General features: G+C 74.6%; 12 protein-coding genes. 7 read left to right on the top strand and 5 right to left on the bottom strand.

From position 1 onward, the window contains the following. Positions 1-98 precede the first annotated feature (98 nt). Both IPT68_RS33475 and bdeA read right to left on the bottom strand, forming a co-directional pair. Positions 99-2,816, bottom strand: a complete 2,718-nt coding sequence (locus IPT68_RS33475) for a helix-turn-helix transcriptional regulator (RefSeq protein ID WP_189699371.1) — start codon at positions 2,814-2,816, stop codon at positions 99-101. A gap of 175 nt (positions 2,817-2,991) precedes the next feature. Beyond that, positions 2,992-3,942, bottom strand: a complete 951-nt coding sequence (bdeA, locus tag IPT68_RS33470) for a bis(hydroxyethyl) terephthalate hydrolase (RefSeq protein WP_189699372.1) — start codon at positions 3,940-3,942, stop codon at positions 2,992-2,994. 817 nt (positions 3,943-4,759) lie between these two features. Between bdeA and IPT68_RS33465 the strand changes: the two genes are divergently transcribed. Next, positions 4,760-5,650: a Gfo/Idh/MocA family protein gene (locus IPT68_RS33465; protein WP_189699373.1), complete on the top strand. Its 891-nt coding sequence runs from the start codon at positions 4,760-4,762 to the stop codon at positions 5,648-5,650. A 128-nt stretch (positions 5,651-5,778) separates the two neighbouring features. On the opposite strand, the gene IPT68_RS33460 is transcribed toward IPT68_RS33465, so the two are convergent. Further along, positions 5,779-6,057 (bottom strand): GlsB/YeaQ/YmgE family stress response membrane protein, encoded by a 279-nt coding sequence (locus tag IPT68_RS33460; RefSeq protein ID WP_189699374.1) that lies wholly within the window; start codon positions 6,055-6,057, stop codon positions 5,779-5,781. A 95-nt stretch (positions 6,058-6,152) separates the two neighbouring features. Then, positions 6,153-6,479, bottom strand: coding sequence for a hypothetical protein (locus tag IPT68_RS33455; protein ID WP_189699405.1), 327 nt, complete (start codon positions 6,477-6,479; stop codon positions 6,153-6,155). 121 nt (positions 6,480-6,600) lie between these two features. Here IPT68_RS33455 and IPT68_RS33450 point away from each other — a divergent pair, with 121 nt between their 5' ends. The 3 genes from IPT68_RS33450 to sthA all read left to right on the top strand — a co-directional run bounded on the left by IPT68_RS33450 (position 6,601) and on the right by sthA (position 9,806). After that, positions 6,601-7,779, top strand: a complete 1,179-nt coding sequence (locus tag IPT68_RS33450) for a PP2C family protein-serine/threonine phosphatase (RefSeq protein WP_189699375.1) — start codon at positions 6,601-6,603, stop codon at positions 7,777-7,779. Positions 7,780-7,876: 97 nt separating this feature from the next. Beyond that, a complete protein-coding gene (locus IPT68_RS33445) occupies positions 7,877-8,083 on the top strand; it encodes a hypothetical protein (RefSeq protein WP_189699376.1) in 207 nt (68 codons plus the stop codon). Between the two features lie 319 nt (positions 8,084-8,402). Continuing rightward, positions 8,403-9,806 carry a Si-specific NAD(P)(+) transhydrogenase gene (gene sthA, locus IPT68_RS33440; RefSeq protein ID WP_189699377.1) on the top strand — a complete coding sequence of 468 codons (1,404 nt, stop codon included), beginning with the start codon at positions 8,403-8,405 and terminating at the stop codon, positions 9,804-9,806. Between the two features lie 37 nt (positions 9,807-9,843). Here sthA and IPT68_RS33435 read toward each other — a convergent pair whose 3' ends face one another. After that, positions 9,844-10,338 carry a DUF5709 domain-containing protein gene (locus IPT68_RS33435; protein ID WP_189699378.1) on the bottom strand — a complete coding sequence of 165 codons (495 nt, stop codon included), beginning with the start codon at positions 10,336-10,338 and terminating at the stop codon, positions 9,844-9,846. Between the two features lie 409 nt (positions 10,339-10,747). On the opposite strand from IPT68_RS33435, the gene IPT68_RS33430 reads away from it, so the two are divergent. From IPT68_RS33430 to IPT68_RS33420, 3 genes are read left to right on the top strand one after another with little or no spacing between them, the layout of a single operon-like run. Then, positions 10,748-12,220 (top strand): APC family permease, encoded by a 1,473-nt coding sequence (locus tag IPT68_RS33430; protein ID WP_189699379.1) that lies wholly within the window; start codon positions 10,748-10,750, stop codon positions 12,218-12,220. A gap of 13 nt (positions 12,221-12,233) precedes the next feature. Beyond that, a complete protein-coding gene (locus tag IPT68_RS33425) occupies positions 12,234-13,187 on the top strand; it encodes a hypothetical protein (protein WP_189699380.1) in 954 nt (317 codons plus the stop codon). A gap of 49 nt (positions 13,188-13,236) precedes the next feature. Continuing rightward, on the top strand, positions 13,237-13,953 hold the full coding sequence (locus tag IPT68_RS33420; RefSeq protein ID WP_189699381.1) for a Type 1 glutamine amidotransferase-like domain-containing protein: 717 nt from the start codon (positions 13,237-13,239) through the stop codon (positions 13,951-13,953). Positions 13,954-13,989 lie beyond the last annotated feature (36 nt).

Here is a 13,989-nt window from a genome sequence, read left to right as displayed (position 1 = left end):
GGGCTACCCGCCGATTCCCGGTCGGCCGGGTAGTTCGTGCGGTGGCCGGCGTCTGACTCGTACTGCCACCGAAGAATGACATACCGCCCGGTCGGTCCCTAGAGGCGTGCACGGGACTTCTCGGCCTGTTCGACGATGCGGGCCAGCTCCACCCGGGAGCGAACGCCGAGCGCGGCGTACACGTTGCGCAGGTGGTAGTCGATGGTCCGGGTGCTCACCGACAGGCTGCGGGCCACCTCCCGGTTGGTGGCGCCGTCGGCCACGCACCGGGCGACGCGCCACTGCTGCGGCGTCAGACGGGCGAGCGCCCCGGGCCCCTCCCCGCTCGGCGCCGCCCCGTTCGCCCGGAGTTCCCCGCGCGCCTGCCGCGCCCACACCCCGGCACCGCAGCGCTCGAAGCCCATCAGCGCGGCCCCGAGCCGGTCCCGGGCCTCCCGCAGCCGACGCCGGCGGCGCAGCCATTTCCCGTACGACAGCTCGGTGCGGGCCCGTTCGAAGTCGCCGGACGCGGTGTCGTGCAGGTCGAGCGCGCGCAGGTACAGCTCGTCGGCGCACTCCGCCTCGGCGAGCAGGGCGCGGCAGCGCAGCAGCTGGGCCGCCGCGTGCGGGTCGGCGCCGAGGCCGGCCCAGACGGCGAAGTCCCCGACGACCGTCCGCGCCTGTTCCGGGCGCCCGGCGAGCACGGCCGCCTCCACGAAGCAGGGCGCCGCGAGCATCCAGACCGCGAAGTGACCGCGCCGGGGACCGGGACGTACCAGCGGCCCGAGCCGGTCGGCGGCGTCCAGCGGGCGTCCGCGTCCGAGGTCGGCCCGGGCCGCCGCCCAGTGCGCGAGGGTGGCCGCCTGGGCCAGACCGTGCCGGCGAGCGGTCGCCAGCGCGGCCGACACGTGCCCGGCGACGACGTCCGGCTCTCCCTCGATCGACGCGGCCAGGGCGAGCACGGCGTGGTGGTGGGCGGCCGTGTTGCGCTGCCCGGCCCGCTCCGCGGCACGTAAGCCCTCCTCGGCGTGGGCGCGGGCCTGGGCGTGCGAACCGGCGCGCAGTTCGGCGTAGGCGAGGTACTCCAGGGCGCGGGGTTCGAGCGCGGTGGACGCGCGGTTCCTGGCCGCTGCGAGGGCGCGCGTCCCGGCCCGCACGGCGGACGCCGGGTCGCCCAGCATCAGGGCCGCCGTCACAGGTCTCAGCAGGTCCTCGGGCCGGTCGCCGGTGCGGGCGTCGGCGACCACGCGCCGCAGGTGCGGTGCCGCCAGGTCGAAGCGGCCCTCGAGGACGGCCCGCATGCCGAGGCGGTAGTCGTGCGCCGGGCCGGGTGAGCCGGGCCCGGCTGCCGTCGTCTCGTCGGCCAGCGCGTCGTGACACTCCGTCAGTCGTCCGGCCACCCAGGCCGCGTCGGCGGCGGCCAGTGCGGCGGCGGCCGACCGGTCGGGCGCGGTGCCGGCCAGCAGCCGCGCGGCGGAGAGCAGGGAGGCGTGGGCGTCGGCGACCGGTCCGTCGTACCGCTCCGCGACGCCCCGTACGAGTTCGGCGCGTCCGCGCGCGGCGGGCGGCAGCGCGTCGCCCGGCGACCCGGGGAGCAGACGGAGCGCGTGCCGTGGGCTGCCGCCGAGCAGCGCCTGTTCGGCGGCGTCCGTGCGGCGGTCCGCCCGGAGCGTGCCCGGCGGGGTCAGCTCGGCGGCGCGGGCGTGCGCGACGGCACGCAGCGGGGGTGAGGCCGGGGTCGCCGCTGCGGCGGCCGAGAGGGCGTCGGCGAGAGAAGGGTCGGTTCCGGTGGCGGCCCAGGCCCGGTGGAGCAGCGTCAGCAGTCGGTGGCCGTCGGCCTCGTGGACCCGGGCGAGCGCGCGGTGCGCGGCGCGGCGGCGGTCGGGCGGGGCGGCGGCGTGGACGGCCCTGCCGACCAGGCCGGAGTGGAAACGGAGCCGGCCGTCGGCCAGAGCGAGGGCCTCGGGGAACGGCGCACCGCCCAGGGCGGGGCGTCGCAGGGCGCGGCGGACCAGGTCGGCGTCGACGTCCGACGCGTCCGGCTCGCGCAGGGCGGCGGCGACGGTCAGCAGCAGGACGTCCACGTCGTCCCACGCCGCCCCGCCCGGGCACGGTCCGACCACGCCGGTCAGCGCCGCCCCGTCGGCCAGCGGTCCGGCCGGGACGCGTTCCCCGGACAGTTCGGCGGGCGACAGGCGGCGGAGCAGGGCCAGCAGCAGGGCGGGGTTGCCCGCCGCCTCCTCCAGAAAATCCGCCCGCAGTGGCGGCGGGACCGACCCGCCGGTGGCCTCGTCCAGGAGGGCGTCGGCGTCCGCCGTCGACAGCGGGTGCAGGCGTACGGCGGGCAGCCCGGCGAAGTCGTGGGCGACCGGGTCGCGGGTGGAGAGCAGCAGGCCGATCCGGCCCTCCGGGTGCAAGTGGCGGGCCGCGGTGGCCAGCACGGTACGGGAGGCGGGGTCCCACAGGTGCACGTCGTCGGCGCAGACGAGGAGCGGGGCGTTCGCGGCCGCCGTGCGCAGAGCGTCCAGCAGGTCCCGCGGCGCGGTGTCCGGCGTGCCGCCTTCGTCGCGCGCGCCCGCGGCCCGCCGCAGGGCGCGGAGGTCGTCGTACGGCCGTTTCGGTCCGGCCGGGTCGGGGCGGACGTGCAGCACGGGCCCGGCGGCGAACGTGCGGGCGGCGTGGTCGAGCAGGGTGGTGCGGCCGAGGCCGGGCTCCCCGGTGACGACGAGTACGGCGCTGCCCGACCCGAGCCGGTCCAGCAGCGCCTGCACCGCGCGCAGTGGGGAGTGGCGGCCGTACAGCCGTGGGGGTGCTGTCGCGGTCGTCTGTCCGGTCATTCCCGTGACGTTACGGACGGGTGGCGGGGCGTGGAAGCCTGGCGTCCGCGGTCACCGGCGGCTCCTGCGGCCCGTGACCTGCCCGTTCACCGGGCAGGGCGGGTGTGCGGCGTGTGCCCGTGCCCAGGCGGACGGGTGTCCGCCGGTGCACGGGCACACGGGGAAGGCCGGTGGGTCAGGAGGTGTGCGGGCAGTTGCCCCGGTACTCCTCGATGGTCAGGCTCGGACGGGGCAGCGGGCACAGGAACTGCTCGTAGCGGGTGTCGTTGTCGATGAACCGCTTGAGCCAGGAGACGCTGTACTTCGCGATCGTCGTGTCGGACGTGTTCGGCGCGAAGTGGCTGGCGTTGTTGAGCTCCAGGTAGGCGCGGTCCAGGGACGCGGGCAGGCTGGTGTAGAAGGGCTCGGCGTGCGAGGAGACCGGGGCGATCGAGTCACCGTCGGCGCCCACGATCAGCGTGGGTGTGCTGATCTCGGGCCAGGTCTTGTCGAGGTTCCAGGGCGTCAGCGGGATCGCCGCCTGCAGCGAGGGCCGCGTCTTGGCGGCCTCCAGGCTGCCGCCGCCGCCCATGGAGTGGCCCATCACGCCGAGCCGGCTGCTGTCGATGCGGCCGCGGACCGAGCTGCGCTGAGTGAGGTAGTCCAGGGCGGCCAGCAGCTGGCGGCCCCGGGAGTCCGGCTGGTCCAGCGTGGTGAGGGTGTCGATGGTGAACACCACGAAGCCCTGGGAGGCCAGGCGCGGGCCGAGCCAGGCGATGGAGGACTGGGTGCCGGTGTACCCGGGTGAGATGGCGACGGCGCCGAACGTGCCGTCCGCGGTGGTGGTCGGGTAGTAGATCGTGCCGCCGCCGAAGCCGGTGACGAGGAGTGAGGAGACGCTGATGTCGGAGACGGCGTAGTAGCCCCGCGACGCCTCGATGCTGGCGGTGGTGGGGGCCGGGCCGCGCTCGTACGGGTTGTCGGCCGCGTGGGCGCCGGGACTCGTGAGGGTGCTGAGTCCGACGACGGCGGCGATCGCCGCGGCGGCCGAGGCGAACCGGCGCGCGCGGCGGCCGGCGCGGCGCGGCGGCGGGGTGGTGGAGACGGGGGCGGTGGAGACGGGGGCGGTGAGCGGGTGCTGCTGCACGACGAGTCGTCCTCTCGATCGTGGCAAGCGGCCCGCCCGGGCACAGGGAACGCCGTGAGCTTCCACGGATCGGCCCGGCGGGCGCCGCCGACTGACTGGCCGTGCCACTGTCGAGGGGGACCGGGCTCGGGGGCACCGGCAAAGTCACCAGTCTCGGCGGGGTGGGCGCGAGGCGGGTGAGGACGGGCGCGAGGCGGGTGAGGACGGGCGCGAGGCGGGTGAGGACGGGCGCGAGGCGGGTGAGGACGGGCGCGAGGCGGGTGAGGACGGGGTGCGGGGATGGGCCGGGAACCGGGATGGGCCGGGTGCGGAGGGCCACGCACGGGTGCAGGGTTGAGGTCGGGTCGGCCGAGGCTCGGGGGCGGCGGGGGTCGGTGCCGGGTGCGGGGCGTGGAAGGCGTGGCAGGCCGGGGTGCGGGGCGTGGAAGGCGTGGCAGGCCGGGGTGCGGGGGCTGAGGGCGGTTCGCCGAGGCACGACGGTGCGGTCGACGCCGGGGGTGCGGGGTTGAGGCCGGTTCGCCGAGGCACAGGGGGTGGGGTCTGTGCCCTGGGTGCGGGGTCGAGACCGGTATGCCGGGGCACGAGACCGCGGTCGGTGCCGGGGTCGTTCGTCGAGGCGCCACGGTGCGGTGGGTTCCGGCATGCGGGGCGTGGTCTGCGGGCTTCGGGTGGGACGCGTGTCGGGGTGCGGCCGTGGGTCAGAACGTCGTCGACCCGGACCCCCGTATCCCCGTCCCCCGTCCGTGTGACACGCTCAGCCCGACCGGCCCTCTCGGCGCCGGTCGTCGCAGGTTGTGGACCGTGGGAGAGGCAACACATGCGTATCGGACTGCTCGGCACCGGCCCCTGGGCGCAGATGGTGCACGCCCCCGTCCTGAGCGGACACGACGGGCTCGACTTCGTGGGTGTGTGGGGACGCCGTCCGGCCGCCGCCAAGGAGCTGGCGGACCGTCATGGCACCCGCGCGTACGACGACGTGGACGCCCTGCTCGGCGAGGTGGACGCGGTGGCGGTCGCGCTGCCCCCGGCGGTGCAGGCGGACCTCGCGGCGCGCGCCGCGCGGGCGGAGTGCCATCTGCTGCTCGACAAGCCCCTGGCCCCGACGGTCGCCGAGGGCCGGGCCGTGGCCGAGGCCGCGCGCCGGTCCGGTGTCGCCTCGGTGGTCTTCTTCACCACCCGGTTCCAGACCGAGCCCGAGGCCTGGATCGACGAACAGGCCGCGAGCGACGGCTGGTTCGTCGGGCGTGCCCAGTGGCTGGGCGCGGTGTTCACCAGCGCCGACAGCCCGTTCGCCGCGTCACCGTGGCGGCGGGAGAAGGGCGCCCTGTGGGACGTGGGCCCGCACGCCCTGTCCGTACTGCTGCCGGTCCTCGGCGACGTGACCGGCGTGCCGGCCGCGGCGTACGGTCCGAAGGACACCGTGCACGCCGTCCTCGACCATGCGAGCGGCGCGTCCAGCACCCTGGCCCTCAGCCTCACCGCGCCGCCCGCTGCGGCGGGCGCCACCGTCGAACTGCGGGGCGCGTCCGGCGTGACGTCCCTGCCGGAGAGCTCCGAGGGCGCGCAACCCGCGTTCGCTCGGGCGGCCGACGCGCTGCTCACCGCCGCCCGCACCGGACGCCCGCACGCGTGCGACGCGGCGTTCGGGCTGCGGGTCACCGAAATCCTCGCGTCGGTGCAGGACGTGCTCGACCGGTCCGCCGACTGAGGCCCCGGCCGCCCGGCCGCCGAGCCGCGTACGGACACGGCAGTGCGGGGGCACGGAACGATGTCCGTTCCGTGCCCCCGCACTGTGGGACTTCCGGGCCGCGGCCCGCTACCGCCCGTCGTCACGCATCAGGCGTGACGGTGCGAACGCCTGCCCCCGGTGAAGGCCCGGTACAGCAGGAGCAGGATGAGCGAGCCGACGATCGCGGCGACCCACGTCGACAGGTCGAAGAACCCGTCGATCGAGTCGACGCCGAAGATGACCTTCCCCAGCCAGCCGCCGAGCAGACCGCCGGCGACACCGATCAGCATGGTGATGATGATCCCGCCCGGGTCCTTGCCCGGCAGCAGCAGCTTGGCGATGGCGCCGGCCAGAAGCCCGATCAGGATCCAGGCGATGATGCCCACGTTTCCTCCACACCTTCCGTCGGAACTGTGTTCCCCTACCGGATGCGCCGAGATGCGATTGTCAAACCAGAATTCGGACGACTGCTGATTCGTTCTCAGCCGTCGATCCAGCGGAACCAGGCGCGGTCGCCCTCGATGTGCAGCAGGAAGTCGGCCACCGGCCCCTCCGGCGAGGACAGCGAGACCCGGCGCCGGATCTCGTCGTACACCGCCTCCCACTCGTCCCGGCGGCCCTCGTCCTCCCGCTGCGACAGGGCGAGTTCACGGGCGAACAGGTCCCGGACGGCGGCGAAGGCCGGCCCCGCGGTGAACCTGCCCGACAGCCAGGGGAAGTCGCCGTCGTCGACGACGATGTGCCCGACCGGCGCCCCGACCGGCTCCCCGATGCTGCTCACGTGCCAGGTCCCGCCCTCGAAGCCCACGTCGGCTCCGTCGTCCGTCCGCCCCACGCGACTCGCCTCGACAGCATGACACCCGGTCCCCGGCATGCCACCCGCCCGACGTGCGGGGCCCGGCCCGGCGTAGCAGCGTGGTGGTGTGGATATGGCGCACGTCCTGTCACCGCTCCGGCACGGGGACCGGCGGGGCTGGCTGCGGGGCGCCCCACCGCCCCGCTGGGTGCGGATCCTGCCGGTCGCGCTGATGGCGGGCGTGGCGGCGGCCACGACGATCAGCCACGAGCCGCTCGACATCGGCTTCCTGCTCGGCGCCATCCCCCCGCTGGCCGTCCTGTCGTACGGGCCGCTGGCGACGGCGCTGCTCGGCGGGGCGGCGATCGTGCTGCTGCACATCCCGGCGCTCCAGCTGAACCGGCCCGGCAACACGGATCTGTGGACGATCGCTTTCGTCGCCCTGCTGAGCGTGTTCGTGTCCTTCGTCCGCAGTCGCCGTGACGCCGAGCTCGACCTCGAACGCACCATCGCCGAGGCCGCGCAGCGGGCCCTGCTGCCGCCGCTGCCCGAGGCGGTCGGCCCGGTGCGCTGTACGGGCCTGTACCGGGCGGCGCAGCGCGGGGCCCTGGTCGGCGGGGACTTCTACGACGTGCGCGAAGGCCCGTACGGGGTGCGCGCGGCGCTGGGGGACGTCCAGGGGCACGGGCTGGCGGCCATCGGCACGGTGGCGTCGCTGCTGGGCGCCTTCCGGGAGGCGGTGCTCGACCAGCCCGACCTCGAGTCGGTGGCCGACCGGCTGGAACGCCGGCTGACGGTGGACACGGCCGACGCCCGGCACGTCGATCTCTTCGCGACCGCCGTGCTGCTGGAGTTCGCCCGCGACGTGCGTTCCGTGCGGGTGGTGGCCTGCGGGCATCCGCCGCCGGTGCTGCTGCGCGCGGGGACGGCCACGGAGATCGGGGTGGAGGCGTGCACGCCGCTCGGGCTCGGGCTCGCCGGCACCGCCGAGCACCGCGGTAGGACCGTGCGGCTGGAGCCGGGCGACCGGCTCTTCCTGGCCTCGGACGGCGTCCTCGAGGCGCGCGACCCGGCGGGCGCCTTCTACCCGCTGACCGAGCGGCTGGCACTCCTGACCAGGGTCGACGGCCGCGCTCCCCTGCCCGAGCGGGTGTGGGCGGACCTGCTCCGGCACACCCGCAGCATCCACGACGACATCACGATGCCGGCGCTCGCTCCCGGGCCACCCGAGCAGCCCGGAGCCCCTCGGGACCGGGTGCATGAGGTCCCCGGCACCCCGCTTCCCGGGCCCGCCCGGAGGGCCGGAACCTGAGCTTCCGGATGCAGGGTGTGCTCCGGCGTTGAATGGTGTAAGTGGACCTGGTGACCGCATCGGGTCCGCAGCAGACCCCGGACCGGAGGAGCAGATCATGTCGACGCCACAGCCCGACGCGTCCCGGCAGCCCGCGGACCGCGTCACCCCGGACGCCCTGCTCCACCCCCGCACCGGCACGGACGTGTCGCCGGAGGACGTGGTGCTTGCCTCGGGCAAGGACCTCACGCCGAAGAACCTGGAGTGGGCGCGGCGCAAGCTGGCACAGGAGGGCGACGCCGCGCTCGACAAGCTGCTGCCCTGACCAGGCGTGGGTGAGCGCCCGCGGGCCCCGACAGCCCCCAGGACCCGCGGGAGTTGACCCACGCGCCGTCGGCGCCGCCGCGCAGGCACCGCCGGCAGGCCCTTCTCCCCGCCGCGCAGGCACCACCAACAGGCCCTGCTCGCTGACCGCGCGGGCGCTGCCAACAGGCCGCCCTGCCCGCCTCCGTGCCGGCACTTCCCGTGGGCCCGCCCGCCGTCGTGTCCGCCTCGTCACCGCGACACCGCAGGCCGCCGTGTCCGTCTCCTCACCGCGCCCTCGCCCTTACGGAGAGGCCGGGTGGGCTGTCACACTTCCGAGGGTGCCCGACTTCGACATGCTCGTCCTCGGATCCGGCCCCGGTGGCCAGAAGGCCGCCATCGCCGCGGCCAAGCTGGGCCGCCGGGTCGCCGTCGTGGACCGCCCCGACATGGTCGGCGGGGTCTCCATCCACACCGGCACCATTCCCTCCAAGACATTGCGCGAGGCCGTGCTCTACCTCACCGGCCTCACCCAGCGCGACCTGTACGGGCAGAGCTACCGACTGAAGGAGGACATCACCGTCGCCGACCTGATCGCGCGCACCCAGCACGTGGTCGGCCGCGAGGTGGACGTCATCCGCAGCCAGTTGTCCCGCAACCACGTCGCCCTGTTCGCCGGCACCGGCCGCTTCACCGACCCGCACACCGTCGCCCTTCGGGACGTCGGCGGGCAGGAGCGGCTGATCGGCGCCGAGCACATCGTGATCGCCACCGGCACGCGGCCCGCCCGGCCGGACAGCGTGGAGTTCGACGGCCGCACGATCATGGACTCGGACAACGTACTGGCGCTCGAACGCGTCCCGCGGTCCATGGTCATCGTCGGTGCGGGCGTGATCGGCATGGAGTACGCGAGCATGTTCGCCGCCCTCGGCAGCAAGGTGACGGTGGTCGAGAAGCGGGCCGGGATGCTCGACATGTGCGACGTCGAGGTCGTCGAGTCGCTAAAGTACCACCTGCGGGACCTCGCGGTCACATTCCGGTTCGGGGAGACCGTCGCCGCGGTCGAGCGCCATCCCAGGGGCGCCCTCACCGTGCTGGAGAGCGGCAAGAAGATTCCGGCGGACGCGGTGATGTACTCGGCGGGCCGGCAGGGCCTCACGGACGGCCTGGCCCTCGACAAGGCCGGACTGACGGCCGACGCCCGCGGCCGGATCGCGGTCGACGAGCACTACCGCACGCAGGTGCCGCACATCTACGCCGTCGGCGACGTGATCGGCTATCCGGCGCTGGCCGCGACCTCGATGGAGCAGGGGCGGGCGGCGGCGTACCACGCCTTCGGGGAGCCGGTGGCGCGGATGCACAACCTCCAGCCGATCGGCATTTACACCATCCCGGAGATCAGCTTCGTGGGGCGGACCGAGGACCAGCTCACCGAGGACCGGGTGCCGTTCGAGGTCGGCGTCTCGCGCTACCGGGAGCTGGCCCGGGGACAGATCATCGGGGACTCGCACGGCGTGCTGAAGCTGCTGGTCTCCCCCGAGGACCGCACGCTGCTCGGCGTGCACTGCTTCGGCACGGGGGCGACGGAGCTGATCCACATCGGGCAGTCCGTGATGGGGTGCGGCGGCACGGTCGACTACCTGGTCGACGCGGTGTTCAACTATCCGACGCTGGCGGAGTCCTACAAGGTGGCTGCCCTGGACGCCACGAACAAGCTCCGCCAGATCGACCGGATCACCGACTGAACCGCGACGGGTACGGGCGTGCGGCGCCGCCGGGTGGTCAGAGGTCGTCCTCGTCCACCACGTGCATGGCGGCCTCCTCGGCGCCCGCCGCGCCGGCGTCGACGCCCTTGTCGTCGGCGACGGCCTCCTTCGTCGTGTCCGGGTGCGCCCCCTCGTCCGGGGCCACCAGGCGCCCGGCTCGCTCGCCGCCCGCCTCGGGGTCGACCGGCTCCCCCTCGCCGCCGGGAAGGTCGCCGATGTCGTCCCCGGCGGGTGCGTCGACGTCGGGCTGCTCCTGGGCGAGGCGCTGGTCGAGGGTCTCTCCGGTGCTCTGCTCGGCGGCCGTGGTGCCGTACTTGGTGACGCCGAGCGGCTTCTCCGGCGGGGAGTAGCCCTCGTCCAGAGTGTCGTCGTACGTGCGCTCGTCGACGGCGTCCTGCAGGTCGAGGGGCGCGGCGTCCTCCTGCTCCTCATTGGTCCCGGTGGGCTGGTAGGCGTCGTCCGCCATCGCGTCGTCCGTCACCGGTTCGGGGCGCGTCCCTTCGCTGCCCATGGCTGCCTCCTGTCGGCCTGCGTCGACTGGTCGATCTCGCGTTGGTCCCTGTCCGCGTTTCCCGTCGGGCGCGCTCCAATCACGCTTCCTCCACGGCGGCCCGCGCGGCGCCAGGCCGGTTCCGCTTCTCGCGCGGCAAGCTCCCTGACCGGCAGGGGAGTTGGCGCCGGGCCAGTCCGGGGGATTTCCGCGGGGACCCATCGTGCGAGGCCGACGCGCGGGGCTATCATCACTCGCACACACGGTGTGACCGTCCGACAACGGGCGGCCCACACCGCCCACCTCCCCGCGTTTCCGCCGCTCCGGCCCGAGGCCATCCCTCTTCGGCCGGATGCGGGTTCACCCCCCACACCACTTACGCCGTCGAGGCGTTCGCCCTCGCGTCGTGCAAGTCGAAAGCAGCACAGGCATGAGCAAGAGCACGGGCAGAGGGCTCCAGGCAGGTGCCCTCGGTACGTTCGACACCGTGGTGATGGCGGTCGCGGGCAGCGCCCCGGCGTACTCGCTGGCCGCGACCACGGCCGTTCTGTTCGGGGCGGTGGGGCTGGCCGGCCCGGCGGCTCTGCTGTACTGCGCGATCCCCATGCTGGGGATCGCGCTGGCGTTCAGTTATCTCAGCCGCATCGACGTGAACGCGGGCGCCAGTTACTCCTGGGTGGGCCGTACCCTCCACCCGTTCCTGGGGTTCATCAGCGGCTGGGCACTGGTGGTGTCGGCGACCATCTTCATGGTGGCCGGTTCGCTGCCCGCGGGGTCGATGACGCTGGCCCTGTTCGACGGGGACCTGGCGGACGACACGGCGCTCGCCTCGGTGGTCGGCGCGGGCTGGTTCCTGGTGATGCTGCTGGTGGTGCTCGGGGGCGCGCGGCTGACCGTGCGCGCGCAGCTGCTGATGTCGGGTGTCGAGCTGGTCGTCCTGGCCGTGTTCGCGCTGCTGGCGCTGCTGCACTCGGACAACGCGCGCGCGTTCGACTGGTCCTGGCTCGGCTTCGGCCACTTCGACGGCCTGTCGGGCTTCGCGTCGGGCGCGCTGGTCGCCGCCTTCTACTACTGGGGCTGGGACGTCACCTGCAACCTCAGCGAGGAGACCCGCAACAGCCGCCGTACGACGGGCCTCGCCGGACTCATCGGCGTCGGCATCGTGTTCCTGCTGTTCCTGGTGTTCACCATCGCGGTGAACATCGTGCTGTCCGCCCGGCAGATCGAGGAGAACGGCGCCGACGTGCTGGCCGTGCTCGGCGACGAGATCTGGCCGGGCTGGGGCGGGAGGCTGATCGTCGTGGCGGTGATGCTGTCGACGGTCGCCACGCTGGAGACGACCCTGATCCAGGTGACGCGGTCGCTGTTCGCGATGGGCCGGGACCGGACGATGCCGGCCGCGCTGGGCCGGGTGCACCGCCGGTGGAACACGCCGTGGGTGGCGATCACCGTGGTCGGCGCGGTGGCGCTGGCGATGTTCGCCGCCGCCAACGCGCTGGGCTCGGTGGGCGACATCCTGTCCGAGGCCATCTCCGCGATCGGACTGCAGATCGCCGTGTACTACGGCCTGGCCGGTCTCGCCGCGGTCGTCGCCTACCGCGGGATGCTGCTCCGCTCGCCGGTGCACTTCGTGCTCGGCGGGGTGTGGCCGCTGCTCGGCTCGCTGTTCATGTTCTGGGTCTTCGTGGAGTCGCTGGGCGAGTTGAGCGCGACCGCGGTGGCGATCGGCGTCGGCGGGCTCGCCGTGGGCCTGGTCCCGATGCTCTGGTACCGGCACCGGGGCAGCGACTACTACCGCCCGGACCGCCTGGACGCGACCCGCGCCATCGCTCCGGACTACCCGCCCGGCGGCCACGCGGTCGCGACCTCCCGCAGCCACGAGGGTCTCTCCACCGACTTCTGAGAGAGAGACCTCGATGGCGCGCGACCGCTTCGTCCCCGACTTCGACCCCGACTGCGGGGACGCGGACCTCACCGCGGCCCGCCACGACATCGTCATCGGCCGCTGGCAGGGGCTGCGTGAGCTGCTGCGGTCCACCGGCGCCGACTGGGCCCTGCGGGGCCACCGGGTGCGGCTGCTCGCGCAGGCCTGCGCGGGCAGTTCGGCGGTGGAGTCCTGGCTGGCCGCCGAACCCCGAAGCGCCGACGCGCTGGTGCTGCGGGCCGCGACCGAGACGGCCCGGGCGTTCGACCTGGCCATCGCGGCCGGGCGGGGCGTGCCGATCGACCGGGAGCGCATCGACGGCGCCGTCCTGGCGTGCGTGCGGGCCACGGAGGCGTACCCCGCGGACCCGACGCCGCTGGTGTCGCTGATCTCCGTGGCCCGCCTCTACCCGCAGGGGGTGCGGCGCGGGGAACTGGCCCGCTGGTGGGACGAGTTGCACCGGCGTGACCCGTACAGCATCGAGGGCCACCTCCAGGTCCTGCACTACTACTCCTCCCGCTGGCACGGCACCCACGGCCTGATGTACGACTTCGCCCGCGAGGCCGCCGGAGTGGCCCCGCCGGGCTGCGCGCTGCCCGTGCTGGTGCAGTACGCCCGCGTCGAGGAGTTCCGCTACGCACTGGACGCCGCCCGCGGCCGTCACTCCGCCGTCGGGCTCGGGCAGCACTGGGACCACGACGGCGCCGTCAGCGACGTACGCCGCACCTGGCAGCGCTGGATCCTGGAACGCCCGGACACCCCGGTCACCCCGGTCGAGCTGCGCGACCTCAACTACCTCGCCCACGGGGCCTGTCACGCCGGCGCCCAGGACGTCGCGGCCGAACTGCTGCGGCTGCTCGGACGCCGGTTCACGCGCACGCCGTGGTCGTACACCGGGGAACCGACGAAGGAGATCACCAAATGGCGGGGCCAGCTGCGGGTGTGACCCCTGGCAGACTGAACGCGCTCCAGTCCCCGCCTCCGGAAGGCACGCCGTGACCGCCGCTCCCCCACTCCGTCTGGCCCTGCTCGGCGGAGGCTTCTCCACGGACGAGGACGGACTGCTGGACGACTGGGTGCTCGGCCACGCACGTGCGGCCCGGCCGAGGGTGTGCTTCGTGCCCACCGCGAGCGGCGACGCGCCCGCCTACGTCGAGCGGTTCCTCGACGCGTTCGGACGACGGCGGTGCGAGGCGACGGTACTGCCGCTGTTCCGACGGGAGTTGGCCGACCCGGAGCTGCGGGCGTTCCTGCTCGCGCAGGACGTGGTGTACGTCGGCGGCGGCAACACCGCGAACCTGCTGGCCGTCTGGCGCACGCACGGCGTCGACCGGCTGCTCGCCGAGGCCTGCGGCGGCGGGACCCTGCTCTGCGGGATCAGCGCCGGCGCCAACTGCTGGGCCGAGGGCTCGCACACCGACTCCTTCGGCCCGCTGACCTTCCTGGCGGACGGCCTGGGCCTGCTCCCCGGGTCGGTCTGCCCGCACTACGACAGCGAACCGGGCCGCCGCCCCTCGTACCGGGAGGCGGTGGCGAGCGGCGCGCTGCCCGCCGGGTGGGCGCTGGACGACGGGGTGGGGGCGCTGTTCACGGACGGGGAGCTGACGGAGGCGGTGACGCGCGCGCCGGACGCCCATCTGTACCGGGTGGAGCCGGACGGCCGGGGCGGGACGGTGGAGCGGGCCCTGGCGCCGCGCCCGCTCCCCGGCTGAACCCCGACGCACGCGCCCGTGCCGGGCGGCACCGGG

It is taken from the genome of Streptomyces chromofuscus, from assembly GCF_015160875.1.
GTDB classification, from domain to species: domain Bacteria; phylum Actinomycetota; class Actinomycetes; order Streptomycetales; family Streptomycetaceae; genus Streptomyces; species Streptomyces chromofuscus.
This window is presented reverse-complemented; position numbering and strand designations above follow the sequence as displayed.

Excerpts from the sequence above, each read along its gene's own strand:
- IPT68_RS33425 (WP_189699380.1), top strand. The coding sequence starts at position 12,234 with ATGGCGCGCGACCGCTTCGTCCCCGACTTCGACCCCGACTGCGGGGAC.
- IPT68_RS33430 (WP_189699379.1), top strand. The coding sequence starts at position 10,748 with ATGAGCAAGAGCACGGGCAGAGGGCTCCAGGCAGGTGCCCTCGGTACG.
- IPT68_RS33475 (WP_189699371.1), bottom strand. The coding sequence starts at position 2,816 with ATGACCGGACAGACGACCGCGACAGCACCCCCACGGCTGTACGGCCGC.
- IPT68_RS33450 (WP_189699375.1), top strand. The coding sequence starts at position 6,601 with ATGGCGCACGTCCTGTCACCGCTCCGGCACGGGGACCGGCGGGGCTGG.
- IPT68_RS33435 (WP_189699378.1), bottom strand. The coding sequence starts at position 10,338 with ATGGGCAGCGAAGGGACGCGCCCCGAACCGGTGACGGACGACGCGATG.
- IPT68_RS33465 (WP_189699373.1), top strand. The coding sequence starts at position 4,760 with ATGCGTATCGGACTGCTCGGCACCGGCCCCTGGGCGCAGATGGTGCAC.
- IPT68_RS33445 (WP_189699376.1), top strand. The coding sequence starts at position 7,877 with ATGTCGACGCCACAGCCCGACGCGTCCCGGCAGCCCGCGGACCGCGTC.